This window comes from Nitrosopumilus maritimus SCM1, assembly GCF_000018465.1.
Taxonomy (GTDB): domain Archaea; phylum Thermoproteota; class Nitrososphaeria; order Nitrososphaerales; family Nitrosopumilaceae; genus Nitrosopumilus; species Nitrosopumilus maritimus.
This window is the reverse complement of the sequence record NC_010085.1, coordinates 127,236-152,004: the sequence shown is the minus strand read 5'-3', so window position 1 is coordinate 152,004 and position 24,769 is coordinate 127,236. Positions and strand designations below refer to the sequence as shown.

The window sequence follows — 24,769 nt, the reverse complement described above, 5'->3', positions numbered from 1 at the left end:
TAACTTTTAAATCCATTTGGGTTAAAACAAACTTATGTTTGTAAGATTTTTAGGACAAGCTTGTACACTAATTGAAACGAATAATTTTAGAATAATTGTTGATCCATGGATTGTTGGTCCTTGCAATGTAAACACATGGTATACACTTAGAAGAGAACCAGCTACAAAGAAAAACATTCCTACTGACGTTGACGCAATTTACATTTCTCATGAACATGAAGATCATTTTCAAGCAGAATCATTATGTCAATTTGATAAAAAAACACAAATCTATATTTGTAATTTTCCAACAAATAGATTTCATAATGCTATCAAAGAATTAGGATTTTCTAACATCACTGTTCTTGACTCTTGGAAACCTGAAAAAATTAATGAGGGTTTAGAAATCACATCTATTAAAAACCCAGATTTGATGTTTGAGGATTCCGCTTTACTTATCAAAAGCAAAGAAGGAACAGTTTTTTGTCAGACTGATTGTAAAATGGATTTTGAATCCCTTAAGAAAGTAAATGCTGCAAAACCAGATATTGGATTTTTCATGTATTCTGTGGCAAACTGGTATCCAGATGCATATAATTATTCAAAAGAGAAACGAGATGAAATTGCTATTAAAAGAAAAGACAATAAAATCAATGGATTTGTAAATTATGTAAATACTATAAAACCAAAATTTGCTATTCCGTATGCTGGAGGCCCATTATTTCCTCATGAATCTCAACTAAAACTAAACTATCCCATCTCAGTTTTTGGATGTCCTGATGAACCAAAAAAGGCGTGGGATAATAGTGGAAATTTAGGAACAGAAGTGGTAGCCATGGCAGCAGATGATGAAATTTCAATTGATGGCACACACACCAAAAATAATAATCCAATTTTTTCATCAGACAAGACAGATGTAGTAAATGAGTTTTCAATCCAAGTTCAAGAAGATCTTAATAGACGATGGAAGGAAGAAGGAGAAGCTTCACAAAAATTATCTAATGAGATATATGATTATTTCAACAAAATAATCTCTGAAAACCCTGTTGCACGAAAACATATCGATATGAAAGTTCAACTGATTGCAGACGGTAAAAATGGAGGAGAGTATATTTTAGATATTTCTAAAGATAAGGAATCAGGTTCTTTTGTAACAGAAGGAAAAACGGATGATTGGAATTATTGGATGAAAATCCCTGCACATTTAGTTCAAAAAGCAGTTAATAATGAACTACTTTGGGAAACATTATTTTTATCAGCTAGGTGGCAAGGGGATAGAAAACCTGATCAATGGAACGAACATTTCATTAATTTGCTATATGATCCAGATCCAACAAGAATTAGCAATATATACAAAATCTATAATAGATTACATTAATTATGAAATTCACTGTAAAAAAACAAGATATTCCTATTGGTAAATTAGTCGAAGTATCAGTCAGTCCAAAAATTATTGTTTTTAATAACGGGGAACAAATTTTTGCAGTTAGTGGAATCTGTCCTCATGCCAAATGGCCATTAGAATTGGGATTTGTTAAAGGACAAACATTAACTTGTGGGGGTCATGGATGGGAATTTGATATTTCTAAAGGAAATTGTGTAACTAATCCAGGTAGAGATTTAAAAAATTATAGAGTCATCGAAAATCAAAATGAAGTTATAATTTTTGATGAGTAAATTATTTTGAAATAATTGTTTTTAACAAGTTATAGATGTCGTCTTTCGATACAGGAATTGGGTTATTATCAAGGTGTTTTTTATCAGGTAAGATTGTTTCTGTAGCATGATCTAATGATTGCTCTAATGTGATGGGTTCAAAACCTAAGAAAGAAACTAGTTTTTCAAATCGTTCAAAATATTTTGATTTGTTAAATTTGTGAGCAGCAGAAGTAGTAAATGCTAAAGCATGACCATGAGAAATTCCCTCATTTGAAAAAACATAGGACAGTGCATGTCCTAAAGTAGTAGAAGAATTTCCAAATCCCAATCCATCAAATAAGGATCCCAATACAATTTTTTCATTATTATTTGTAAGAATTCCTTCTTCTAACAATTCAAAAGCTTGATTACAAAAAAACTTCGTATATGGATTTGATGATTTACTATCATATGCTTCAGTACATTGTGCACATGCATCTATGACAGAATTCTTAAAAATTTTAGGTGTAGAATTTTCAAGAAAAAATGAATCAATTAATGCAGTATCAGAAAAGATTCCATCATCATGAAAACTTTTTTTCTTTCCATTAACCTTCAATACGGAAATACGGGTTACTTCACTACCGCTTCCAAAAGTAGTTGGAATCATGAGTTTTTGTTTATTCATTTTAAAACCACAATATTTGGCAACATCCATTGAGCTGCCCCCTCCAATACCAACAATATGTGTAAAATCAGAATTTTGGAATTCTGAAATAATTTTTTCTGTTGTTTCGATTGAAGGGTTTGGTTCAACATTATTAAAAATCATTTGATCATTTAACCCACAATAATCAAGCCATCCTCTAGATTTTGCTCCTTTAGATGTTACAACTAAACACTTTGTCGGAAAAATAAACTCAGATACACAATTTTTACCAAAAATGATTTTTGGAGGCTGTTTAATGGTCCACATATAAAGAACAAAAAAGATCTATTATAATAGATTAAATTATTTGCTAAGCATAACTGATTGAAATGAATGATGGTGCAAACATACTAAACTCTCAACTTAATCAAAAATCAATTTTGAAAGTTGCTGGTGCATTTGATGCAATGTCGGCAAAATTAGTGGAATTGAGCGGTTTTGATGCAATTTGGGCCGGGAGTTTTGCAATTTCTGCAACTCATGCATTACCAGATGCCAGTATTCTTACAATGACAGAATTTCTTTCTGTAGCATCTAATATGACTGATGCTTGCTCAATTCCAGTTATTGCAGATTGCGATACAGGGTTTGGTGGACCGAGCAATGTGAGTCACATGGTAAAAAAATATGAAAGTGCAGGAGTGGCTGCAGTTAGTATTGAGGATAAGATTTTTCCTAAACAAAACAGTTTATTGGAAAACGGTAATCAACAATTGTTATCAGAAAAAGATTTTGTTGCAAAATTAATTGCAGCTAAAAATGCTAAAGTAAATGAAAATTTTATGATCATTGCCAGAGTGGAGGCATTAATAGCTGGATTAGGGGTAGATGAAGCATTGAAAAGAGCTAATGCATACAAAAAAGCTGGGGCAGATGCGATTTTAATTCATTCAAAGAGTAAAACTCCTGATGAGATTTTTGAATTTTGTGATTTGTGGGACGGAGATATACCCATAATTGCAATTCCAACATCATATCCAAATGTAACTATTGATGAATTAGAAAAACACAAAATAAGAATAGCAATTTATGCAAATCAATCACTTCGAGTAGCACATTTAGCAATGAAAGAACATCTGGAGCAACTATCTAAAGCTAAAAGTCTCAGTCAAATAAAATCAAATATGACTACAATGGAAGAAATTTTTAAACTGCAAGAAATGTATGAAATAAAAAAACAAGAAACAGATATAGAAAAAAATCTTAAAAAATTGGGTTACATAAATTGAATGAAAAAAATCAAAGAAAATTATTTCATTATCTAAAAAAGAAAAAAATTGAAAATTTTATAGGGGTCCCAGATTCTACACTGAAACACTTTATTGACGAATCTATTAAAAATAAAAATTCCATCATTACAACTAGAGAAGAAGAAGCTATTGGAATAGCAACTGGTACTACTATATCAAAAAGTTCATCATTAGTATTCATGCAAAATGCTGGATTTGCCAATTCCATAAGTACAATTACATCATTAGTTCAATTATACGAAATTCCAATAATTTTTTTGATAGGATGGAGAGGGTACTTATCAGATGATGCTCCTGAACATCTAAAAATTGGAAAAATTCAACCTGATTTATTAAAAATTATTGGTTTAAAATCAAAGGTGTTAACTGACTCTAATTGGAAATCTTGTTGTGATTGGGCAATAGAAAATTTGAAAAACAACAAACCTTGTGCCTTAGTAATTCGGAGATTATTTCATGATTAGAAAAGAAGCAGTGGCAACCATAGCTAGAAATATAAAAAATTCTCCAATTGTTTCAGCTAATGGCTTTATGAGTAGAGATTTGTTTGAAGTATGTGATAAGGAATCAAATTTTTACATGATCGGGTCAATGGGATTGGCATCATCAATAGGATTAGGATTAGCAATAAAAAATCCAAAAAAACGAGTTTTTGTGTTTGATGGAGATGGGAATATTTTGATGAATTTAGGTTCAATTGTAACTATTGGTAGTATGAAACCAAAAAATTTGATCCATGTAGTTTTTGATAATAGTAGTCATGAATCAACTGGAGGTCAGCCTACAAATTCTTCAAAAATTCATTTAGAAAAAATTGCAAAAATTGGTAACTACACAACATTTACAGCTAAATCCAAAAATCAATTAGAAAGTATGTTGAAAAAAATTAAGAGACTCAATGGACCGATCTTTTTGTTGGTAAAAATTTCTACAAGTAAAGAAAGAAGCAAAAGAGTAATCTGGAAACCTAAAGATATTAGAGATAGAGTAAAAAAATCATTATAGAATATTCATGAAAGTAATCATAATTGCAGCAGGAAAAGGTCAAAGAATTTCGAAAGAATTTAAAGAAATTCCAAAATCACTAATTCCTGTAAATGGAAAAACTATCTTAGAGAGACAAATTAAAGCATTTGAATCAAATAATATTTCAGAAATCATAGTTATTTCAGGAAAACATAATCAATTTGATAATAAAGGAATGAAAATAGTCAAAGATTTTGAAAATGAAAAGCATGATATTTTAGGAAGTTTGATGGTGGCTAAAAATTTCTTACAAGGAGAAGTAATAATTTTGTATTCGGATATAATTTTTGATGAAAATATTATTCATCAAATACTTAACACAACAAAAGATATTGCTATTGCAATTGATTTAGACTGGAAAAAATCTTATGAAGGGAGAACAGAACATCCATTTTCTGAAGCAGAGAATGTATTGTTAGATAAAAAAAATAACATTGTTGAAATTAAAAAGAATATTCAAAGTACTTCAAATATTGTTGGGGAATTTCTAGGAATTATAAAAATGAGTGAACATGGAACAAAAGTATTTTTAGAAAAAATTGATTACTTACAAAAAAACCATACGGGAAAATTCCATAATGCAGTTTCTTTAGAAAAAGGATATCTAACAGATATGATTCAAGAATTAATTAATAATTCAATTCAAGTTTCACCAATATTCATTTCAGGTAAATGGTGTGAAATTGATACAAAACAGGATCTAAACAGAGCTGAAGAATTATTTAAATAAATTAGTTAGATTGTTGGATTTTGAGTAATTCATTCCAAAGCATGGATTCAATTTCGTTATTTGTTCCAATCAAATTTTTTAATTCTAACGGATCTTCAAGCAAATTGTACATTTCTTTGGAATCATTGTGTAAATTGTATATTAGTTTCCAATTTGAGTTACGAATAGACATAACATTTGGAATTTTTGGAGGTTGTTTTTCTTTTAGAGGATTACCTGTTTCAGAATAGGCAAATTGTTCATCAATTTTTTTGTTATTGATCAAGGGCATCAAAGAAACCCCGTCTAATGGTTCTTTGGTATTATCTAATGGGATCTTTAAAAATTGTAAAATTGTAGGCATGAAATCTATTGTGCGTACTTGCTGTGTAATTCTTTTTGATTGAAATTTTTTTGAAATGAAATGGGTGATTGTTTTTAACGTGTAATCATAACAGAATGCTCCATAAGCTCGTTCACCAAATTTTTCACCTACACTTACACCATGATCAGACATAATTAGAATAAGAGAATTATCATCCAATCCTAGTTTTTTAATTTCTTCTAAAATTGTTTTTAAATAATTTTCAGCAGAAATAAATAATTTTTCATATCTATTTTTGTTTTGATCAGGATTATCAAAGAATTCGTCACTAAAATTATCATATTTTTTTAAGACCTCATTCATTATACCTGTGTGAATTTTACTATAATGTAAATAAAGAAAAGATGGTTGACCCTTTTGATTTTTAGTTTGAATTTTTGATAAGATTTTTTTGTGTCTTAAAGTTAAATCGTCATTAATTTCATCATGTACGATATATTCATCAAATCCTTGTTTAGGAACTACTAACTCATTAATCAGATCTGCAGATGTAAAATATCCATTAGAAGACAAATATTCAGTGAGTGTGACAAAACTTTCTTTTTTAAAATCATATGTAGACCAATAACTGTTTGTTCCTGTTCTAGTTCCATAACATCCACTAAATACTGCATGCATTGCAGCAATTGTATGGGGCCCATAAGTTATAGAATTTGAAAAAAATACTGAAGTTTTTTCTACTTCCTGAAAAACTTTTGAATTTAAACCATAATCAAATCTTCCACCATCAATCATTATGATGATCAAATTTTCTTTTGCCATAAAATGAAATTTAGATAACTATAATTAAAATTAAGAGTTTGAACCTTTTGGATCAAACCATTGCATTGTTTCAGAAATTGCTCGTTGAGTATTTTCCCTTCCTACAAATGATAATTCTCGTTGTGAATCACCAGAAATTTTTCCACCAATTCTCAAAATTAGAATTTTGCCATTTCCACGGAAATTGTGAGGAACAAAAGGTTTGATATAAGCAGAATCGCCAGGATTCAATGATTTCTGATATGTTTTATTCTCATAATTCCAATTAATTGTCAGTGCAGAATCGCCAATATTATACACATATTGATGTAATCCAACTTTCAGATCAAGATTGAGATCTTCTGATGATGAAACATCAATTTCAAATGCTTTGGAGTGAGGCAAAGCGGTGGTTGATGCAAGTTCGTAAAATTCATAATTTCCAGATTCAGGGTATTTCCAATGATCACATTGATCATGAGTTTTTACAATAACTTTAGATTCAGTCAAATCATTAGGCATTAAATCTCTAGAATTTACATTTAGAGCTTTAGCAATAATCTTAAGTTCATCAAAAGTTGGTAATTTCTTTTTTGTAAAGAAATCAGCAAGTGTTTCCATAGAAAAGTTTGTTCGTTTTGCAAATTTTTCTTTAGTCAGATTTGATAATTCAAAATAATATTCTAATAATGATAAACTGGCATTTTCGTGATTAGTAAAATCTAATGCATATTGACTTCCACAATCAAGCGATAATGACGACAATTCTTGCTGAATATCACCAGTAAGTTTACTCCCATAAGTTAATGCTAAAATTAAACCATTTTGAGATGCACCATCTCTTGTAGTAAAGGTGTGAGGAGTAAATGGAGTAATATACATTGAATCACCAGTATTCATAATTGCGACATGTTTTTTTCCTTCAGGATCTTTGTAATAGAAATTTACTTCTCCGATAAAATATGTAAATTGATGCATGAAATGTCCATTATTCCATTGCGCTTTTGGATTTTCAGGGTCATTATTTTCAACTTTGCATAATTCCAAAATCCATTCAGGCCTAAAAGGAGCAGTTTTGCTCATAGCAGTATCTCGATATTCATAATATGGTTTTCCAGCTCTTTCCATAATGCGAGATGATTTGATTGAATCTTGAGAAGTCATAATTAAGATTCCAGAAGAACAATCATCGGAAACAATATAGAAATCTCTTTCATTAACTGGCCAGATATTTACGGCTTTTTCAATTAAAGATGGGGAGATTTTTTGCTTTCCAGAAATTATTGAGTTAATTTCTTCAATAGAAACACCCAATTCATTTGCAGCATCTTCTGGTCTTCGTTTAATATCATTTAAAATTCCCAAAAAATTGTTTCCAGAACGAATCAAATAAGAATCAGGCTTGAAATCAATCTTTTTTTCCATCAACGTAATTTTTTTAATAATTTCTACCTATTATATTCTTGGTATAAATCTCACATATAATAGAAATTAGTACATGAAAAAATTTAGTGTTTAAAGATATCCCAGTTTTTTTAATTCGTCTTCAACTTTCTTTCTTTCATCATTCTGTAAAGAGTCTGGAGAAAAATTATTTTCAGTGATCAGATATTCTTGGAGAATTTTTTCCATTTTTAAAACAATCTCTGGTTTTTGAGAAGAGATATCTTTTTCTTCTAAGGGATCATTTGCCAAATCAAAAAGTTTGTTTTTCTTTTTGTTGTTCTTTTCACGAAAATATTTGAAAGAGTTTGTTCTAATTCCAACAAGAATTAGATTATCATCAGATATTGACGGCATACTTTGAATAAATAATGGTTTTTCATCAATTTTTTCATTTTGAATCAATGGATACAAACTATTACCATCAATTTTTGCATTAATCTTTGGAATTTCAATAAGATCTGTAATAGTGGGAAAGATGTCCAACAAGCCAACTTGTTGGGAAATTAGTTTTGGGTTTTTTATCGGGAATCCTTTGAAAACTAATGGAACTTTTAACACATCATCAAAAACATGAGAACCTGAACTCATTCTAGACATTGATAATACTCTTTTTTCATATTCAGAAAGATCAAGTTCTTCAATTTTCTTTTGACGATTTTTATCTCTAGTTTTTTGTAATATTGAAGATAATTTTCTTTTTGGCCCATAAAGAAAATTGGGAATTTTATTCCCCAACTTCCACAAGGTCTTTTCAGATGAGCTTGATTCAAGATTGATCATTTTTCCATCAATTTGGAGTGAGCGAACATATTCACCATGATCTGCAGTTAAAACTACTAGAGTTTTTGAAAAATCTATTTGTTCAAAAAATTTTCCAATCCAAAAATCTATTGCTGAAAGCATTTTTTCGTAATCTGTTATTCCAAATTTTTCTTCAGAGTATTTTTCAGGTACAATAACGGGTTGATGTAAATCATTAATATGAATATAAAAGAACCAAGGTTCTTTTTTCATAGTACGTAATTTTTCAGTAATTTTTTCCCCCAATCCAGAAAATAGGCTGAAATAATTATTATGAGAAGTCTGTTGAAGAGTCAGATCAAAATCTTCGGTTAATCCCAAAAATGAATTGATCTCTGAAGTAGTTGCAAAAGTTGAATATCCATTTTTTTTAAAATGTTCTATAAAAGTAGAAACATTTGGATTTAATTTTTCATAGGATTCAGGTCCCATTCCAATTTTTATTGGAAACAGTCCAGTGAATATACTTCCCATTGATGGAGATGTTGAAGGTACAGAACTAATTGCCTGAGAAAAATAAACTCCGTTTTCTAAAAGAGAATCAAGGTTCGGAGTAATTGATGTTTTAGATTCTCCATAAAATTTATCCGAACGTAAAGAGTCTACAACTAAAAACAGTATATTTGGTTTCATTTTTTAATTACAATTTTTTTGGACTTTCTATTACTCAATTCTATTGCATCTAAAACTTTTAAAATTCTCAATTCTTCTACAAAAGTATAATTTGGTTTTTTCTTTTGTTTAATCGAATCTAAGAAATTTTTTATTTCTGCAACATAAAGAGATTCTGAAGGAGTATTTCCTTTGTATCCTTTTGCAACTTCACCAGATTCAATTTTTGTAGTTTTCCATTTTGATGATTTTCCAATCTTCAAAATACCTTCATTATGATTACATAGTATAACACCTTTTTCGCCTATGATCTTAGTTTCACTAAAAGCTGGGTCAGAAATTACATCAATCACCAAAATGCATTGAATTCCGTTTGAAAATTCAATAATTGCTTGATAGAGATCATCAATATCTGTTTTTAGAGAGGATACTTTGTGAATACTTCCATAAACAGATTTTATACTTGAAAAAATGTACGATAACCAAACTAATTCAAAGGGAACGATTTCTCTTGCAGCTCCAGTTTGTCGCTTTGAAACATAAAAATCCCTATAATCTTCCCAAGGATGCCAATTAGGCAGATAATGTCCAAAATGATGATAAACGGTTAGTGTTTTACCAATTTGGTTTTTTGATATTAGAGTTTTTAATTTTTTAATCAATGGATGATAGATTAAAGTATTTGAAGGTAATCCCAATATAGACAACCCATTTAGTTTTTTGATAATTTTTTGTACATCATTTGAAGACAAATTAACTTCTGTGAAAAAATGAATTTTATTTTTCATTGCAACTAATGCATATTTGTAATGAAGATCAGGAGGGGTAGAGATGATCATACATTTGGGATTAAGTTTTAAGCCATCATTGATTGTGGGTACTGTTGAAATTTTGTAAAGTTTTTCAGATTCATCTCGTCTATCTTGTCTTGGATCAAATCCAATAATATTTTTTAAACCAAGTTTTTGTAAACAACGAATTCTTCGTTTTCCCATAGAGCCTAGACCCACTACTAAAATTTGCATGACTAAATTCTAATTTTACGAGTGTTAAATATCCCTTTTGAAAAAAAGGTAAAATCACCTTAAAATAGTCAATAATTTTCATTTGGTTAAATGGCAGAGCATGAAAATGATATAGTAATTGGAAAGGACAGGATAAGCACTAAAGAACCTGCATATATCATTGCAGAAATAGGAATCAATCATAACGGCAACATAACAACTGCTAAAAAATTAATTGATGTTGCAGTAGATGCGGGGGCAAATGCAGTAAAGTTTCAGAAAAGATCTCTAAATGATATTTATCGAGAAGATGTTCTAAAAGATCCAAACATTGAAAGTCAAGGATTAGAAATTCTTCTAGATGTTTTAAATGAAGTTGAATTTGATGATGATGCATATAAAGAATTAACCGAGTACTGCAAAGAAAAACACATTACATTTCTTTGCACACCTTGGGATATTCCAAGTGTGGAATTTTTGGAAAAATTTGATCTTCCAGCTTACAAAATAGCATCTGCAGATATGACAAATTTTCCTTTGATATCAAGTCTAATTCAAACAGGTAAACCATTGATTGTATCAACTGGCATGTCAAACATGAATGAAATAGAAAAAACAGTTTCTTTTATGAAAGAAAAAAATGCCAAATTTGCTTTACTTCATTGTAATAGCACATATCCAGCTCCAGTTGAAACATTAAATCTTGAACTAATTTCACTCTTAAAAGAAAAATTTCAAGTTTTGATTGGTTACAGTGGCCATGAACCAGGGATTGTAAGCACGTTAGCTGCAGTTATGTTAGGAGCAATAATTGTTGAAAGGCATATCACATTAGACAAAACCATGGAAGGTTTAGATCAAGCAGCATCATTAGAACCAGATGAGTTTAAAAAACTAGTAAAAGATATCAGGGAAGCTGAAAAAGCAAAAGGAAAGCCCATAAAAAAAATGACCAGGGGAGAAATTTTACAGAAAGAGGTTTTAGGCAAAAGCATTACTGCAAAAAATGATATTAAAAAAGATGAAATATTTTCTGAAAATAATTTAGCAATAAAAGGTCCAGCTAAAGGACTTTCTCCACAATATTATTATGAAATTTTAGGAAAAAAATCAAAAAGAGAAATTAAAAGAAATGACTATCTTCAGGATGATGATTTATGATTTTAGGAATGAAAGTTAGAAAACAAGATTTGGATGATATGTTGGCATTCAATCCAAAAATTTTAGAATTTCATTTTTCTGATAGTGATTTAAATTTAGAATTAGATCAAAAATTTGATCAAAGATTAATTGTTCATTGCTATGAATATTTTGAGCGAAAATTGTTGGATATAGTTAGTTTTGGAGAAACAAACCAAATTCATTCTCAAGAAAAGACTATTGAATTGATTCAAAAGGCAATTGATAAAACAGTGTCATTAAATGAACAATTTCAAGGCAAACCATCTATAATTGTACACCCTGGAGGATATTCATTATCTGAACTTAGCATAGAAGATAAAGAAAAAATGAAAAATGGTATGTTTGATGCAGTGGAAAAATTGGATATTAGTAAAGTGAATTTTTTAATGGAGAATATGCCTCCGTATGCTTGGTTTTTTGGAGGAAGATGGCATTCAAATGTTTTTCTTGACGCAAATGATATGGAAAAATATTGTGAAAAATTGGGTCTAAATGTTTGCTATGATTTATGTCACGCACAACTGTATTGTAATACTAAACAAATTTCTCTAATAGATCAATTAAAGATAATTGAAAAAAGAGTTGATCATTTCCATTTATCAGATGCAGATGATATAGATGGAGAAGGGTTACAATATGGAGAGGGAAATATGGAATTTGATAAAATTATTCCAATGTTAAATAATCATAAAGATAAGGGATTTGCGATAGAAGTATGGAAAGGCCATGAAAATGGTGGAAAAGGTTTTAGGCAGTTTCTAGAGAGTATTACAGAGGCAGGGTTGATAGTAAATTGAAAAATGCGTTGATTTTTGGACTAACGGGTCAAGATGGCACATATCTAGCGGATTTTTTGCTTAAGAAAGGATACAATGTGTTTGGCACGTTTAGAAGAACTAGTCATAGATGTTTTGAAAGATTAGAAGAAATGGAGATTTTTCACAAAGTGACGGACATAAAAGCGGATTTATCAGATTATGGATCAGTTCAAGCTGCAATTAAACAATCAGAACCTGATGAGATATACAATTTAGGAGCTCAATCATTTGTTGGAGCCTCTTTTCAACAACCAGTTTTAACTTCAGATATAACAGGTCTTGGTGTTTTAAGAGTATTAGAAGCAATTAGAGAAAATGTTCCAGATGCAAAATTTTATCAAGCTTCATCTAGTGAAATGTATGGAAATTATCCTGGAATAAAAAATGAAGAATCCCCATTTAGACCACGAAGTCCGTATGGAGCAGCAAAAGTATTTGGTCACCACATGACAAATCATTATAAAGAAGCTTACAATATTTTTGCATGTTGTGGTATTTTATTTAATCATGAATCTCCTTTAAGAGGCCTTGAATTTGTTACAAGAAAAATTACCTATGCATTATCAAAAATCAAATTTAATACATTAGATAAATTACATTTGGGAAATATTAATGCAAAAAGAGATTGGGGTTTTGCAGGAGATTATGTTGAAGCCATGTGGCTTATGTTACAACAAAAAGAGCCAGACAACTATGTCATTGCAACTGGTAAATCCCATTCAATTAAGGAGTTTTTAGATATAGCATCAGAATATGCAGGATTAGGAGATTGGCATGAATTTGTCGAAATTGATGAATCTCTAATGAGACCAACAGACATAGAAGATCTTGTTGGGGATGCATCTAAAGCAAGAAAAAATCTGAATTGGGAGCCAAAAACAAGTTTTAAAGAATTAGTTAAAAAAATGATGGACCATGATATAGAATATCACAAACAACACCCATCAAGTCAATATTAAAATGAACTCAGCTGCAATTGTTTCAGTAAGAAACTCTTCAACTAGATTACCAAATAAAGCAATAATGGAAATTAAAAATAACTTCACTTCAATAGACGTTGTCATTCAAAGAGCAAAAAAAACAGAATTGCCAGTAATTATTGCAACATCAACATCAAAAGAAGATGATATTTTTGAAGATATTGCTAAGAAAAATGATGTGGAAATATTTCGTGGACCATTAATAAATAAAATTAAAAGATGGTATGAGTGTTTTAATAAATTTGGAATTCAATATGCATTATTAGTTGATGGAGATGATCTTTCATATAGTTATGATATTGGAAAAAGAGCAATTTCAGAATTAAAAAATAAATCAGTCGATATGATTACTCACCCAAAAGATATTGTGACAGGGTTTTTTACATCAGCAATAAACGAGAAAGGAATAAAAAAATTATTTTCTGTTGCACCCACTGATGAAATCAATACAGATGTCATAACAAGATATATAGAAAAAGCTAATTTAACTACAGATATTGTTCCATTGAAAGATTTTGAAAAAAATGAAAATGTAAGATTTACTTTAGATTATAAAGAAGATTTAGAATTTTTTAAAAAGCTATATGAAAATTTAGATATCTTATCTTCTGGAAAAGAGATTCTAGATTTTTTGAACAATAATAAACATTTGATACAAATTAATTTTCATAAACAGAAAGAATTTCTTGATAATCAAGCAAAGTTTAATGAAAGTGTGAAATGAAGAAATTATTGATTTTTTTTCTTAGTTGGAGATAATTTCATAGACCAAATTGTTTTGGGTAATTCACCCTCCAAAAATTCCAAATAATTATCATTTTTTACATTTTTTGAAATAAATTCACATACAGTTTCTAATCCGGAAAGAGTTTTTTGAACATCTTCCAGTGAATGAGAATATGAAATAAAGGTGGCTCCCAATACAGACATAAATACACCATTTTTGACCATTTCTTGCAGTAAAAGAGATTTCATAGTAAGTGATTCTTGATGTTTTGAATCAAAGCATTTCAAATGCATTCTAATTGGATATCCAGACATTTTTGCATCTAAATCAAATTTTTCAACAATCTTATTCCATCCTTCAAGTAAGCTCTCTCCAATTTTCCAACAATGTGAAATAGTATTTTTTTCCTGCATTTCAGAAATGACAGCTTTTGTTCCTGCTAATGAGAGAGTTTCACTATTATTTGTAGATGAGACCCACAACTTATCGAAAATTTTCATATATTCTGAAGGTCCGGTAATTGCTGAAATTGGCAAGCCATTTCCCATTCCTTTCCCAAAACACACTAAATCACCTTTAATATCGAAATATTTTTGAGCTCCTGCAAGATCAAATCGAAAGCCTGTAACTATTTCATCTAGAATTAAAAGAGAATTATTTTGGGTTGCAATTTTTCTAACTTTCTTTAAAAAATCATTTTCGGGTTTTTCATACATAGTTGGTTCTAAAACAATAGCAGCAATTTCATTAGGATTGTCATCAAAAATTTGTTCCAAACCATCTGCATCGTTATAATCAAATAATTTTATTAATTCAGAATTGAATTTTGGAACTCCATCATCTCTGCTAACCATAGCGGCTTGCCAATCATGCCAAACACCACCAGAACCACAGTATGCAATTTTTTCATTTTTGGTAAATGCTCTTGCTGCTCGAACAGCTCCAGTAACGGCATTAGAACCAGATTTTTCAAATTTTGTCATCTCAGCGTGGGGAATAATTTCACATACTTTCTCAGATAGTTCTACTTCTATGGGATGAGGGAGTGAAAACAATATTCCATCATTAAGCTGAGAAATAATGGCGCGATTAACTGGTTCGTAGTTATATCCTAATGTAATTGGACCTAGTCCCATAAGATAGTCAATGTATTCATTTTGATCTACATCAGTAAAATGAGAACCATTTCCAGATTGAATATACACTGGGAAAACCCCTTCAACATATGATGGGGCAGCCCTACTAAATGTTCCAGTCAAATGAGGAATGACTTTTCTGGCTCTTTCTTTTAAATTGTTAGAGTTATCCAGAGAATGTAGCACATTTGTCATAATTGATCCCTATTTTTAAGAATTTGTTGTACAGCGTCAGCAGCTCTTTTACTAGATAATCCATCAAAACCAAAAATCAGATTTTTGCGTTCTTTCTCAAAAGTACTGAAATTTTCTAATTTCGAGTCAACAAGTTGTTTAATTTGTTTATTCATGTATTCAAAATTTTGACATTTGATGATATTTCCGCATTCTATTCCTTCTTTAACAAAATAACCAAGTGGAAAATTAAAATTCAGATCCAAAAGTAACATTTTCATTCCTAACAATGCAATTTCAGTATGAATTGTAGATATTCCATAAGAAATAACTATATCAAATTTTTCAATAATTTCCAAAATATTTTCATGTTGGTAAATTTTAGACGAGACATTATTTTTATTTAATAATTTTTCATAAATAATTTTATTTTCAGATGATGGATGAATTTTTAAAGAAAAAGTAAAATTTTGGTTTTTAATTAATTGTTTAATTAGCGCAGTAAAAAAATAAGTCATTTGAGTTCTACTCCAAATTCCATGTTCAACTAAAGCATCTGTAACAATCAAAATCGAGATTTTATCATTTTTATAATATTGTTTAATTATTTTAGATTTATCATACAATTCATCTAGAATTGGATTACCAACAACTGCAAATTTTTTTTCAGGAATTCCTAATGATAATAATTTTTTATTCCATGAATTATCGGGTAAAAGAAAAAGATCAGGAAAAATATTTACATCTATTTCTTTTTTTGTTAAATAACTAAAAAGTTCTTTAAAAACAAAAAAGAAGTTATTAAAATCAGACATGTTAAGAGATGATTTCGTATTTTTTAAAAAATTTAATTTAAATAAAATAAATCTAAATCTTCTTAAAAATCCTTTATGTGATGAATCTGATGGGACTCTACTTGAAAGAATAATTCTCAAATAAGATAAAAGTTGTTTTTTTCTTTCCAACATATTTGAATTTGTTATTTCAAAATTATTATAGAAAAAACTGATTAATGGTACATTAAATTTCTTAGCAGCTAAACTTAAAGAATGTTGAATAGGTTCCAATTCTTGTCCAACCATAATGCAATCAGGGTTTGATTTTTCAACTAAATCTATAGCATTCTTAAAATCATGTATATCTAAAATTTGATTCTCAGACGTATCTTTTTTTAAAATTTTATCTGGTTGATATATAACCCAAATTATTTTTACATCGTTATTTTTTCTCACTGAATCAACAATATTTGAAATGAAATTGAATCTAAGACCTTTTTTTTCAGGTAAAACAGAGGTAGGGACTAGAATTTTCATTAATTTTATAAATTTTTAACATATTAATCATCTTTGTTTTAATTGATGTAGTTTTTGTACCAATTATAAGAAAAAAATTTGAGCAAGGTTATTTTATGACTGGTAATTCATCAAAACAATGTTAGAAAATAAAACAATTCTCATTACAGGAGGAACTGGTTCCTTAGGAACAGCATTAACAAAACGTCTTCTTAAGAGCAAAGTCGGTACAATCAGAATTTTTAGTAGAGATGAATGGAAACAAACCAAAATGTTTGAAGAGTTAGATGATAGCAGGCTACGATTTTTCATTGGAGATATTAGAGATAAGGAAAGACTTTCAAGAGCTGTTGAAGGAGTAGATTATGTTTTTCATGCTGCAGCATTAAAACAAGTTCCTATTGCAGAATACAATCCATTTGAAGCAATCAAAACAAATGTTTATGGTACTCAAAATTTAGTTGATGTATGTTTAGATAATAATGTAAAAAAAGTGGTTGCCATTGGGACAGATAAAGCAGCATCACCTGCAAACACATATGGAGCTACCAAATTATTAATGGAAAAAATAATTATTTCAGCAAATTTTTTCAAAGGAATTCATAAGACATCATTTGTTTGTGTCAGGTACGGGAATGTTTTAGGTAGTAGAGGTTCAGTTTTACCTAGATTTATTGAACAAATTTCCAATAAAGGAGTAATAACTTTGACCGATCCAAAGATGACAAGATTTACAATTACCATGAATGGTGCAATTGACTTGGTTCTAAGAGCATTAAAAAACGGGAATGGTGGTGAGCTTTTTGTTCCACGCCTTAAATCATATACATTAGAAGAACTCAAAAATGCAATTATTGAGTTATCAGGAAAAAAAGTTAAAATTAAAAAAATTTCTTTAAGACCGGGTGAAAAATTTCATGAGACACTAATTTCAGGAGATGAAATTTCTCAAACATATGAATCAAAAGAAGATTACATAATATTTCAACAATCAATTGATAAAATTAGCTCGTTAAAAAAACTTAAGTATAAAAAAACAAAATTGAAATCAGCTTATATCTCTAACAAGAATAATTTTATTTCAAAAAATCAATTGAAAAAAATGATTCGTGAAGAAGGGTATTTTTGAACAGGAATTATGAACAGTAAGATTAAAGAAATACCATTAGAAACTCATCCTACAAAAGATACTAGATCAAATAAAATTAATGGAACATTGTCAGTGATATGGAGAGACTGGGATAAATTCATTGAAAATGATCCGAAGATGGTATATGTTAGTTCAGTACATCCAAGAGGAATTAAAGGTCCACATCTACATAAAAAACGAAATAGTTGTTTTGTATGTATTAAGGGAAAAGTTATTTTTATTGTAAAAGAAAATGGGAAATACACTGAGATATTGGCAGATGAAAATAATCCGAAGATGGTATATATTCCAAAAAATGTCCCATCAGCTCACATCAACTTATCAGAAAATATTTCAAGTATTCTTACTTTAGCTGATATTTCATGGAAACCAAATGATAATGAAATGGAGAATGTAAACTTTGAGGATTATAACTGGGAAAAGTGGACTAAATTTTCCCAGTGATTAATAATGAAGGATCTTTTCTAATTTCACTTTTAACCAACGAGAATAAGCTCTGTGAAGATATAGAATAAATCAGCCCACGACCAAGATTTGTTTTATGAAGCAATCCTAAATCAATTGAAATCTTCTCCAATTTTGTCAAATCTGTGGAATGATTTTCATTTGAAAGGTCTCTTACAAAATGTGAGAATTTTCTTTTAGTTTGTAAACCATCAATTAAGGAATAACCTAAGAAGATTTTATCATATCTATACGGTACATTCAAAAATTTTTCAATATAATGAATAAAAGTTACATAATTTGCAGGAAGATTAAACCTACATAATTTACCATCTACGTTAAGAAATTTTTCCCAAAAAGAGTCAACCCCAAAGGAATCAATTGGAGAAAATTCTGTAAAAAATTTTGCATTTTTACCTATTGCAGCAATAGAAAAATTTGCATCGTCAGAACGAAGAGAAGAAGAATCAGTTCTTATAAATTCAGAGAAAATTCCACATTCAAAACTAGGAGTATATTTTTTATCAAAAACCTCATTCTTGCAAAAAGATAATGAGAAGGTTGGAATAACTAAAGTTCCTTCCTCTCCAATTACATCAAAAATAGCATCTTTAAATACTGTACAATATTCATCTGCAGTTTTTACATTTGGAAGTTTTCCAAAAAGACCTAAGTTACTATGGATAAATATAGAATCATTTTTTTTAATTTGTATTTGTTTTAGTTTTGTTACAATTTCTTCCTTAGTAAAATCATAAGTTTTTTTCAATTCTATCTCCAATGATATTAGCTAAACCATCTAAAGTTGCAAATTTTTCATTTTGTAATTCATCAGTGTTAAAAGAAATTTTATATTTTTCTTCTATTTCAGTGATTAAATTTATAAAAGTAAATGAGTCTATCCATCCTTTAATTAGAAAATCTTCATTTAAAGAACTCAAAATTTCATTTGATTTTAGATCAGAATTATTTTCAAACCATTCAAGCAACCATTCCAATATTGTCAAAAAATCACCTACTTGAAAATAAAAACTCTTGAAGGAGAACCGTCTGAACCATCTATTTTCATTGGAGCAACAACAATACTCCATCCTTCAAGATTTTGTACACAATCTAAATTTGATAAATATTCTAACAGAACAATTTGATTACTTAAAAAGATCTTATGAATTGGAGAGTCTACATCATCTTGTTTACTTTTATCAGGAGAAGGAGTATCATAACCAATCAATTCAACACCTTGTGAAACAAGATAATTTGCAGCATCTTCAGTAAAAAATGGATAATCATTATAAAAATTAGGAGTATTCCAATATTTCTGCCAACCAAATCTAAAAATTAATCGTTTTGAGATTTTTTTATCTTGTAATTCTTCTTTTGTAATTGGGTGATTATTTTTCAAGTTTGTAAAATCCAAAATAGTTACTGTACCTGTAATTTTCTCCAATGGAATACTTTCTATACTATTTCCATCAGGGATAAAATGTAGAGGAGCATCAATATGAGTTCCTGTATGGGTTCCAAGAACCAATTTACGAGTATTTCTTCCAACATCTTCAATTTTACCTAATCGTTCAAGAGAAACTTTTGGATGCCATGGAGAAGGATAAGTAATCATTTTTTCATTTATTGAATAAGTCAAATCGATAATTTCATTCATTCTTTTATCTATTTTTAGTAATATTTCTATTTTTCATGTACAAATTTAGTTTCAAATATAAAATAATTCTGGATAATTAAAATTTAAAAAAAATTTCTAATTTGAATTTTATCAATTTTTCCATTAATGTTTTTAGGAATTTCTATTAGTTCTTTAAATTCATCAATATGATAATCATTGCCTAAGTGTTCAACAATTTTTTTATTTAGTTCTTTTTTGCTATCAGTATCTATTGAATTCTTTAAAATAAAACAAACAATTTTTTCACCCAATATTGGATCAGGAAAACCTAGAATAACACATTCCTTTAAAAATTTTTTATTAAGTATAAAATCTTCAATTTTTTTAGGACTAATATTTATTCCACCTTTGATAATCAAATCTTTTTTCCGTCCAGTAATGATTAAAAGATTATCTTTAGATATTTTTCCAAGATCTCCTGTAGAAAAATAATTATTTTCTAAATTATTTTTTTCGGAATTAAAATATTTTTTAAACATCCATGGAACTTTTACCAAAATTTCATCATTATCAAATTTTACGTTAGTACCAGAAATAAGTTGTCCAGCTGTAAAGGAATTATTATTTGGGGAGTTTGTACTTACAAACAAAAGTTCTGACAATCCATAACTTTCGAATAATTCAATATCATATTTCTTTTCAAAATCGTTCTTTACAGATGTATTTAAAGAAGAAGTGGCCACGCAGCCAATTAGATTTTTGTCAGACAAATCAATTTTGTTTTTTCTATCAAATTTTAAAATCAATCCAATCATTGTAGGAGTAAACCAGAAGGTGTTGACTGAGTATTTTAGTGGAATAGACCAAAAATCAAGTACAGTTTTTACAGTAAATCTTGGAATGATGACTATTTTGCTGTTAGATATAAAGGGTAAAATGATTGAATTTAAGATCCCAGCCATATAAGACATCGGCAAACAATGCAAAAACACATTTTTTGAATTAAAATGAAATTTTTCATTAAATGACAATGAACAATGAATTAAATTTTTTAATGAATGGATAACACCTTTTGATTTACCAGTTGAGCCAGATGTAAAAGTAATAAGAAAATCCTTATCACTATCAATATTTCTAATCTGTTCAAGTTTTTGAGGTTTAGAAAATTGTGTGTCATTTACAATTTTACTAATTTCTATTGAATTTTTAGAAAAAATATTTTTTTGATTGTCAAAAATAATTGTTTGTGGATTAACAGAATCAATAATTTCTTTAATTTCTTCAGATCCTTTTTGTGGATCTATTGGAACCACAGTTAAATTTGAAAAAATACAAGAAAAGATTATTTTAACAAAATTATATGAATTTTCTAGAATTAGACATATAGTACTTCCTTCAGTAATACCATTTTTAGTTAATTTGTCAATACATAATTGAATTTCATTATAAAATTCAGAATATTTTATTTTTTTCTGAGTAATTGTGTCAAAAATAAAATATTCATTCCAATTATTCTTAAAAATGTCATAAAAAATTTGATTAATAGTTTCTGAGTTAATTATCTTGTTCTCTTCCGACATATCTGTTAAATCTGTATTTTGCAGTGTAAATATCCTGTTTTCTCTTTAATTTTTTAGCAATTTGTTCTAATTTTTTTTCATCAATATCAATTTTATTAATTTTAGAATATTCTATAATCAATAATAATGGATCAACTTTAAACTTGGAAGAATATTTCATTATATGATGCATATAACTTGAATGAAAATCAGCATAACCTGAAACAATATCAAGGGGTAATTTATTAGAATTATTGATTAATGGGTAAACACATTCTTGTCCTGCTTCAAAGAGACTATGAAAATCAACATCTATCTTGAATCCTTTTTTCTTCAATGCCATAACTAAAACTTCAGTACAAGCATTTCCAGAACTTCTTCCAATTCCCTGAAGAGAAGAATCTATGTATTCCATACCTAAATCAGCAGCATACAGACTGTTTGAAATTGCCATACCTAAATTATCATGACCATGAAAACCAAGTGGAATTTCAGATACGTTTCTTATTGAATTATAATATTCTAACAAATCTGAAGAAAACATACCTCCAGCAGAATCCACAATATACACCATATCAGTTCCAAATTCTTCAGATTGTTTAACAATTGATGCAAATTTATCAGGTGGCATTACATAAGATTTCATAAAATTTGAGGCCACAAAAAATCCAAGATTTTTTGCTTTTTTGATAAATTTTTCAGATTGATGTACTTTGGTAACATCGGTACCTACTCGAATAAATCCCATACCATGTTTTTTAGCAAGTTCTAAATCAGATAGTTTAGCAATTCCAGGAATACAAAACATTCCATACATTGATTTTGATAAAGACTCTTTTGCAGCAATCATATATTCTTCATCAGATTGTGTAGATTTTCCATAACCAGAGTTAGAAGCATTAAACCCAAGTCCATGACCAACTTCAATTAATTTAATTCCAGATTTTTCCAATTTAGAACAGATTATAGATGTATCAGAACTAGTAAATGAAAAATTCACAGAATAACTGCCATCTCGTAATGTAGTGTCAAGGATTTGAACTTTTTTGGACATATCTTACCTCTTCAAAGAATCTATATTCCATGCAATCATACATGGAACTATTTCAACTACATTATAAACATGAAGATAAATTCATTATTAGATATTAAGAAAATAAAAAGTGAAGAATATTGAGCATTAATCAAATCATCATAATAGATAATTCAATAGAAATTTCCAAAATAAAAAATTTGGAATTGTCTAATTCCAAAATCATTACAGTTGATTACGAAATTCATAAAAAATTGAATGATGAAAAAATCGAACATTTTATCTCAGATGATTTTTTAGATCAAAAATTATTGATAAAAATTCAAAAAGAGTCATATAAAATTGCAAAATGGTACAATACACCAGAAATTTCAGAAAAAATTACATACAATAGTATTAACTTAGGGGGTTTATTCTACATAGAATTTCATGCATTTATGATTCCTTTCTTAAAAAAATTGTTTGAGATATATTACATATGTAAAGAATATAAAAACTATAAAATTTTTACGTCTAAAAATCTTATCAGTATAATTAAAAAACACACAAGTGATTTTGAATGTATAAATCCAGAATCATTAGAAAATTCAGATTTTTTATACGACTCACTGCCCATAACAAAAAAAATATGGAATCAGAATCTAAAAATTAATTTAAGTAGAAAAAATATTAAACAAATCAAAAATTTTTCAGAAAATTTTATGAAAAAGATTTTAGATGTAGATAAAAGGATTTCAAAAAATAATAAGTCAGTACTATTTGTTGAATTTGATTTAAACAAATTTCAAAATTTATTTTTACATCCACAAAAAAAATTTAATTTTATTTTATACAATCGAAGAAGACCAATTTTTATCAATAAAAAATCAATTAATATTTTAAAAGATTCAAAATGCAGTTACATATCAGAAAATAATTTCAAAAAATATAGAAAAAATGATTTTGAAGTTTCACAAATAATTAATTTAATTGAAAATTCAGGTGAATTAAAAAAATTATTTGAAATAGATTCTATAAATTTTTGGGATGAATTAAAACCCAAACTCATCAACTTGAGTAAAAAACGAATTCCTGAAGCAATTACTGAAATTGATTATGCAAAACAAATATTTGAAAAATATCAGTTTTCTTCAATGGTTATTTTATCTGAATCAGGATTTAACGAACAAATTGTAATAGAATTGGCCAAAAAACAAGGAATTCCAATAATTTTGTTACAACACGGAATGGGACCAGAAAGTAGAGAGACATTAAATTTAAAAAAATTTGATGGCGTATGGCCCATTAAATCAGATTACATATGTGTATGGGGTAATATTGTTAGAAAGATTTCATCTGAAAACGGAATTAATGAAAATAAAATTATCGAAGTTGGAAATCCAGTATTTGATAACCTTTCTAAGTGTAAAAATAAGGAATATGTTTTATTAACAACTTCTTGGTTAACTAATAATCAAATTTTTGACTATTCAGCAAAAAAGATATTAAATTATGAAAAAACAATAGAAGAAATTGCAAAAATAATCAAAAAATTAAATTTAGAGTTAGTAGTAAAACTGCATCCTGCTCCGTCAGAAAGAGATGTAGGAAAGAGTATTTCCAAGACTATGCCAAAAGCACGTATTGTAAAAGATGGCAATATTCACGAATTGATTAATAATTGTAGATTAATGATAGTTACAGATTTTTCTACAACTATTTTAGAAGGAACATTATTTGAAAAACCAGTAATTTCAGTTAGAATTAAAGAAGAATATTATGGAACTCCAATTGTTTTTGAAAAAAATGGATGTCATGTTTCAACTATTAATGAATTAGATGAAAGTATTGAAAAAATTCTAAAGGATAAAGATTTTGAAAAAAGTTTACTTGCAAAACAAAAAAAATTTTTAAAACAATATGTTTCACACATAAATAATTCTACAGACAAATTTATTGAATTTATTTCCAAGCTCTAGTTAGAATCTTATTTATTAAAAATTAAAACAAATGCAATAGCATATTGATCAGAATGAGATAAACTAATCGATATATGATAATTTAAAAAATTTTTCAAGTTCACATAAGGAGAATTATCATTTTTATTTAAAATCTCTATTTCATGATAAGAATTAGATTTATAGTTTAAACCATTTAATGCTTTAATAATAGCTTCTTTTCCTGCAAATTTTGCTGCTAAAGTTTCTGCAGGGTGTTTTTTTGAAAAACAGTATTTAATTTCCTCAGGAGAGAAAATTTTTTTTATAAATGAAGATTCAGGTAATAATGATTCAAATCTATTGATTTTTTCTATGTCAACACCTACTGAAATCATTATAAATTATTGAATATAAGAGGCTAAATAGTTTAGAGA

Annotated in this window: 26 protein-coding genes; 13 read left to right on the top strand and 13 right to left on the bottom strand. The window is 28.3% G+C overall.

Features of this window, described 5'->3' with window-relative positions:
• Positions 1-34: 34 nt before the first annotated feature.
• Entirely contained in the window at positions 35-1,357 is a 1,323-nt protein-coding gene (locus NMAR_RS00840) for an MBL fold metallo-hydrolase (protein WP_012214546.1), read from the top strand.
• Positions 1,358-1,359: 2 nt separating this feature from the next.
• Entirely contained in the window at positions 1,360-1,656 is a 297-nt protein-coding gene (locus NMAR_RS00835) for a Rieske (2Fe-2S) protein (protein ID WP_012214545.1), read from the top strand.
• Between the two features lies 1 nt (position 1,657).
• Here NMAR_RS00835 and NMAR_RS00830 read toward each other — a convergent pair whose 3' ends face one another.
• Positions 1,658-2,593: an iron-containing alcohol dehydrogenase gene (locus NMAR_RS00830; protein ID WP_012214544.1), complete on the bottom strand. Its 936-nt coding sequence runs from the start codon at positions 2,591-2,593 to the stop codon at positions 1,658-1,660.
• A gap of 62 nt (positions 2,594-2,655) precedes the next feature.
• On the opposite strand from NMAR_RS00830, the gene NMAR_RS00825 reads away from it, so the two are divergent.
• The 4 genes from NMAR_RS00825 to NMAR_RS00810 are packed head-to-tail and all read left to right on the top strand — an operon-like array spanning position 2,656 to position 5,332.
• The gene (locus NMAR_RS00825; RefSeq protein WP_012214543.1) at positions 2,656-3,555 is read left to right on the top strand and encodes an isocitrate lyase/phosphoenolpyruvate mutase family protein; all 900 of its coding nucleotides are present in this window, start codon (positions 2,656-2,658) and stop codon (positions 3,553-3,555) included.
• Positions 3,552-4,040: a thiamine pyrophosphate-binding protein gene (locus NMAR_RS00820; protein ID WP_187146547.1), complete on the top strand. Its 489-nt coding sequence runs from the start codon at positions 3,552-3,554 to the stop codon at positions 4,038-4,040. The genes NMAR_RS00825 and NMAR_RS00820 overlap by 4 nt, the downstream gene beginning before the upstream one ends.
• Positions 4,033-4,581: a thiamine pyrophosphate-dependent enzyme gene (locus NMAR_RS00815; RefSeq protein WP_148680008.1), complete on the top strand. Its 549-nt coding sequence runs from the start codon at positions 4,033-4,035 to the stop codon at positions 4,579-4,581. Before NMAR_RS00820 ends, NMAR_RS00815 begins: the two co-directional genes overlap by 8 nt.
• Before the next feature lie 7 nt (positions 4,582-4,588).
• Entirely contained in the window at positions 4,589-5,332 is a 744-nt protein-coding gene (locus tag NMAR_RS00810; RefSeq protein WP_012214542.1) for a phosphocholine cytidylyltransferase family protein, read from the top strand.
• Between the two features lies 1 nt (position 5,333).
• Here NMAR_RS00810 and NMAR_RS00805 read toward each other — a convergent pair whose 3' ends face one another.
• The 4 genes from NMAR_RS00805 to NMAR_RS00790 all read right to left on the bottom strand — a co-directional run bounded on the left by NMAR_RS00805 (position 5,334) and on the right by NMAR_RS00790 (position 10,321).
• On the bottom strand, positions 5,334-6,458 hold the full coding sequence (locus NMAR_RS00805) for a sulfatase family protein (protein ID WP_012214541.1): 1,125 nt from the start codon (positions 6,456-6,458) through the stop codon (positions 5,334-5,336).
• 30 nt (positions 6,459-6,488) lie between these two features.
• Positions 6,489-7,862: a methylphosphonate synthase gene (mpnS, locus tag NMAR_RS00800; RefSeq protein WP_012214540.1), complete on the bottom strand. Its 1,374-nt coding sequence runs from the start codon at positions 7,860-7,862 to the stop codon at positions 6,489-6,491.
• 90 nt (positions 7,863-7,952) lie between these two features.
• The gene (locus tag NMAR_RS00795; RefSeq protein ID WP_012214539.1) at positions 7,953-9,317 is read right to left on the bottom strand and encodes a sulfatase family protein; all 1,365 of its coding nucleotides are present in this window, start codon (positions 9,315-9,317) and stop codon (positions 7,953-7,955) included.
• On the bottom strand, positions 9,314-10,321 hold the full coding sequence (locus NMAR_RS00790) for a Gfo/Idh/MocA family protein (RefSeq protein WP_012214538.1): 1,008 nt from the start codon (positions 10,319-10,321) through the stop codon (positions 9,314-9,316). The genes NMAR_RS00795 and NMAR_RS00790 overlap by 4 nt, the downstream gene beginning before the upstream one ends.
• A 90-nt stretch (positions 10,322-10,411) precedes the next feature.
• Here NMAR_RS00790 and NMAR_RS00785 point away from each other — a divergent pair, with 90 nt between their 5' ends.
• From NMAR_RS00785 to NMAR_RS00770, 4 genes are read left to right on the top strand one after another with little or no spacing between them, the layout of a single operon-like run.
• Entirely contained in the window at positions 10,412-11,461 is a 1,050-nt protein-coding gene (locus NMAR_RS00785; RefSeq protein ID WP_148680007.1) for an N-acetylneuraminate synthase family protein, read from the top strand.
• 8 nt (positions 11,462-11,469) lie between these two features.
• Positions 11,470-12,279 (top strand): TIM barrel protein, encoded by an 810-nt coding sequence (locus NMAR_RS00780; RefSeq protein WP_187146546.1) that lies wholly within the window; start codon positions 11,470-11,472, stop codon positions 12,277-12,279.
• Complete coding sequence (locus tag NMAR_RS00775; protein WP_012214537.1) at positions 12,276-13,259, top strand: GDP-mannose 4,6-dehydratase; 984 nt, start codon at positions 12,276-12,278, stop codon at positions 13,257-13,259. The genes NMAR_RS00780 and NMAR_RS00775 overlap by 4 nt, the downstream gene beginning before the upstream one ends.
• Before the next feature lies 1 nt (position 13,260).
• Positions 13,261-14,004 (top strand): cytidylyltransferase domain-containing protein, encoded by a 744-nt coding sequence (locus tag NMAR_RS00770; protein WP_012214536.1) that lies wholly within the window; start codon positions 13,261-13,263, stop codon positions 14,002-14,004.
• 5 nt (positions 14,005-14,009) lie between these two features.
• On the opposite strand, the gene NMAR_RS00765 is transcribed toward NMAR_RS00770, so the two are convergent.
• Both NMAR_RS00765 and NMAR_RS00760 read right to left on the bottom strand, forming a co-directional pair.
• Positions 14,010-15,338 (bottom strand): aminotransferase class III-fold pyridoxal phosphate-dependent enzyme, encoded by a 1,329-nt coding sequence (locus tag NMAR_RS00765; protein WP_012214535.1) that lies wholly within the window; start codon positions 15,336-15,338, stop codon positions 14,010-14,012.
• The gene (locus tag NMAR_RS00760; RefSeq protein WP_012214534.1) at positions 15,335-16,630 is read right to left on the bottom strand and encodes a hypothetical protein; all 1,296 of its coding nucleotides are present in this window, start codon (positions 16,628-16,630) and stop codon (positions 15,335-15,337) included. Before NMAR_RS00760 ends, NMAR_RS00765 begins: the two co-directional genes overlap by 4 nt.
• A gap of 118 nt (positions 16,631-16,748) precedes the next feature.
• Between NMAR_RS00760 and NMAR_RS00755 the strand changes: the two genes are divergently transcribed.
• Together NMAR_RS00755 and NMAR_RS00750 are read left to right on the top strand one after the other, a co-directional pair.
• A complete protein-coding gene (locus NMAR_RS00755; RefSeq protein WP_012214533.1) occupies positions 16,749-17,738 on the top strand; it encodes an SDR family NAD(P)-dependent oxidoreductase in 990 nt (329 codons plus the stop codon).
• A 9-nt stretch (positions 17,739-17,747) separates the two neighbouring features.
• Positions 17,748-18,203 (top strand): sugar 3,4-ketoisomerase, encoded by a 456-nt coding sequence (locus tag NMAR_RS00750; RefSeq protein ID WP_012214532.1) that lies wholly within the window; start codon positions 17,748-17,750, stop codon positions 18,201-18,203.
• On the opposite strand, the gene NMAR_RS00745 is transcribed toward NMAR_RS00750, so the two are convergent.
• The 5 genes from NMAR_RS00745 to NMAR_RS00725 form a co-directional block, all read right to left on the bottom strand.
• Complete coding sequence (locus tag NMAR_RS00745) at positions 18,187-18,972, bottom strand: AAC(3) family N-acetyltransferase (RefSeq protein ID WP_012214531.1); 786 nt, start codon at positions 18,970-18,972, stop codon at positions 18,187-18,189. The genes NMAR_RS00750 and NMAR_RS00745 overlap by 17 nt on opposite strands.
• On the bottom strand, positions 18,956-19,210 hold the full coding sequence (locus NMAR_RS00740) for an acyl carrier protein (protein WP_187146545.1): 255 nt from the start codon (positions 19,208-19,210) through the stop codon (positions 18,956-18,958). The genes NMAR_RS00745 and NMAR_RS00740 overlap by 17 nt, the downstream gene beginning before the upstream one ends.
• 8 nt (positions 19,211-19,218) lie before the next feature.
• Positions 19,219-19,863, bottom strand: a complete 645-nt coding sequence (locus NMAR_RS00735) for a cyclase family protein (RefSeq protein ID WP_012214529.1) — start codon at positions 19,861-19,863, stop codon at positions 19,219-19,221.
• 83 nt (positions 19,864-19,946) lie between these two features.
• On the bottom strand, positions 19,947-21,404 hold the full coding sequence (locus tag NMAR_RS00730) for a class I adenylate-forming enzyme family protein (protein ID WP_012214528.1): 1,458 nt from the start codon (positions 21,402-21,404) through the stop codon (positions 19,947-19,949).
• Complete coding sequence (locus NMAR_RS00725; protein WP_012214527.1) at positions 21,379-22,437, bottom strand: 4-hydroxy-2-oxovalerate aldolase; 1,059 nt, start codon at positions 22,435-22,437, stop codon at positions 21,379-21,381. The genes NMAR_RS00730 and NMAR_RS00725 overlap by 26 nt, the downstream gene beginning before the upstream one ends.
• Before the next feature lie 119 nt (positions 22,438-22,556).
• On the opposite strand from NMAR_RS00725, the gene NMAR_RS00720 reads away from it, so the two are divergent.
• Complete coding sequence (locus NMAR_RS00720; RefSeq protein ID WP_012214526.1) at positions 22,557-24,374, top strand: UDP-N-acetylglucosamine 2-epimerase; 1,818 nt, start codon at positions 22,557-22,559, stop codon at positions 24,372-24,374.
• 8 nt (positions 24,375-24,382) lie between these two features.
• Here NMAR_RS00720 and acpS read toward each other — a convergent pair whose 3' ends face one another.
• Positions 24,383-24,730: a holo-ACP synthase gene (gene acpS, locus NMAR_RS00715; RefSeq protein WP_012214525.1), complete on the bottom strand. Its 348-nt coding sequence runs from the start codon at positions 24,728-24,730 to the stop codon at positions 24,383-24,385.
• Positions 24,731-24,769: the final 39 nt, after the last annotated feature.